Origin of the sequence: Bacillus sp. JJ1474 (genome assembly GCF_036965225.1) — a bacterium.
Classification (GTDB): Bacteria; Bacillota; Bacilli; order Bacillales; family Cytobacillaceae; genus Cytobacillus.
The window spans coordinates 1-2518 of record NZ_JBALPC010000285.1 but is presented as its reverse complement, the minus strand read 5'-3'; the positions used below and the strand labels follow the sequence as shown (position 1 = coordinate 2518).

At 32.8% G+C, this 2518-nt stretch carries 2 protein-coding genes and 1 pseudogene; all 3 read right to left on the bottom strand.

Going from position 1 to position 2518, the window contains the following annotated elements; all coding sequences use genetic code 11:
- Positions 1 to 39: 39 nt before the first annotated feature.
- Positions 40 to 834, bottom strand: a pseudogene (locus V7164_RS24620) (GNAT family N-acetyltransferase).
- 144 nt (positions 835 to 978) lie between these two features.
- Entirely contained in the window at positions 979 to 1476 is a 498-nt protein-coding gene (locus V7164_RS24615; RefSeq protein ID WP_335355537.1) for a GNAT family N-acetyltransferase, read from the bottom strand.
- A gap of 299 nt (positions 1477 to 1775) precedes the next feature.
- Entirely contained in the window at positions 1776 to 2252 is a 477-nt protein-coding gene (locus tag V7164_RS24610) for a DinB family protein (protein ID WP_335355536.1), read from the bottom strand.
- Between the last annotated feature and the right edge of the window lie 266 nt (positions 2253 to 2518).

Genomic DNA, 2518 nt, shown 5'->3' with positions numbered 1-2518 from the left:
ACAATTAGAAAAGGCTCCAATAAGAATAGTCTTGAACCTTTAACAATATGTATACATCATCCATAATCCAATATCCTCAAAACCGATTCTTTTATAGATTACTCCAGCTGTTGGATTATCATAGAACAAACATAGTTCTTTTCCTTCATGTAAAAGATCACTGCAAAGCTTGAGCATGCAGTTGGTTGCATATCCTTTTTTCTTATAGTTTTCTAGCGTAGCTACACCAACAACCATTGCTGATAAGGAATTTTCTGCTGTCGTTGATGCTGTTGATACCATTTTTCCTTCTTCCATAATAAAAAATGAACGTGAAGTTCCATTTTCTATTCCTCGACGTTTTCTCTCTACTGTAATTGTTGAATCACTAAATTCTGGAATTGAGTTTAGTAATTCAACAAGTGCTTCAGCATCGTGTGGAAATGCTTGTTGTACATTCGAAAAATCAATATTATTTTTATTAATATTTAATCTAGTACACTTAGCATAATATAATTGTCTTTTTCTTTTTAGGTGCTTATCCAAGTATGGCTCAATTTTTTCAGTGATATCTTTTAGTCCAGACATCATCTTAAAAGCAGAGTCATTAGACATAATCTCAGCAAATCCTTCGGCATTAAATGATTCTACTGCAAAAGGAATATAGTTTTCCTCGTATTTTAATAAAACAGCAATTAATTCTCCACTTTCGTTAAACTCTCCCCAAAGCTTTTGGAATTCTTGTTCATATCCATAAGCCTAAATGTCACCAATAATAAATAAGTTTTCAGCAGCCTTGGTTTTTAACAAATTAAAACAAACCTCGTGATCACTTTTATCTAGTTTTCTTATCATCATACTCTCTCCTCATTGTAAAAATTTCCCCGTAAAATAATCTCATTATTTTACAATTAAAAAACCTTATCGAGAAGGAGTTTTTTACGGAAAATTCCTATAATTCTCGCGGAATTGCGCCCTTTAGTTAAATAAAGCAATTGATTATTTGGATAACTTATAACCGTCATGTATAGCTTCCCAATCAAGGGACCTAGCCATACTATTTTCAATGTTCTCTAATGGTTTAAAGCCATATTTTGCATAAAGGGAATGAGCATCTTTAGTACCAAGGTGAAAGCTCGTGCCTTTCAAATTTGGATGTTCGGTGATTACACTCATTAACCATTTACTAAGTCCTTGGCCTCTATAATTGGGAAGAATGAAGACATCACCTAGCCAAGAAAATCTAACAAGATCGGATACAACTCTTGCAAAGCCAACTTGTTTAGGAGAACCAATGGTTGGATTTCCTTCATAAATACCATAACAAATAATAGAGTTATCAATGGATGCTATAACTAATTCTTTCGAAATGCCTTTAAGCCAATAAGACTCATTGCTAAGGAATTTGTATATTACTTCTATATCTAAAAGGCTTTTGTCAGTACTTATGTAAAAACCATTTTTACTTATCAACTCTGCTTGTCTATTCTCTATCATTTCTTTTCCCCCATTATAAATAATGTATAAAAACAATTATACTATAAATGGATTTTATTCCAATTTTTCGACTATTAGATTATTCACTAAACTGCAAGAAAGTGTCCCTGAAGCTAACTTCAAATTCTCTTTCTTAAATCCCTGTTAATCTGTAACAAAATTGCCCTTAACTGAAAAACGAGCGCTTATCCTTGTTCCAGGATAGCGCCCTAAAATGGAATAACTAAAAGATATTCTCAATCATAGATCAAATATTTCTTATTTCACTAAAGCACGTATAAAGTTTAATTAGGTTAATATTAATCTTTATACGTGCTCTCCCTAAAAGCTTTTTTTACCCTTTCAATTTGGTCGAGATGTCCTTGTATATGTTGGACACGGAATTCCAATAATTCTTTGAATGTGAATCGTCCAGCATCTGCATAAACTCCAACTCTATCAAATTGTTCGGTTGTCAAATTACGGATAATAGGAAGCATACTGGAGCGAAGTATCTTAAAAAGGAGTAAGTATTGTTCACGGTCTAATTGCTCATAATCCAATGAATTCGCCCAAGCGTTCTGGTCAGGCGATGTTAAAAGTGGTTCAGACTCGGACAAAACCTTTTTCAGTCTATGTGTAGACACCAATTCCGAATCCGTTATATGTATAATAATCTGATGTATACTCCATTTATCCTTTCCTGGTTTGAACCTAATCTCTTCCTCAGACAATTCTTTAATGGATTCCCTTAACATCGTATATCCTCGGCTATACTTTTCAATCAACGCTTCCATTTTGTTCCTCCCTGAATAAATATTATTAAGTTACAAATTCTTGCTTAATTGTAATTATCCTTTATCGATTTTCTTTCAACTTAAACTGCCATTATCTACAGTATGATTTTCCACCGTATTTAATGTAAGTAAAGATACCAAATGTGCCAGTTTTCTATCTTTGTAGAACCTGCACCATAACTTTAAGTACATTCATTCACTAACTCTATTTCTCAAATTAAATATCTAATTATTTGCCTAGTGTTATTCCACAATCTGGCCCTTTT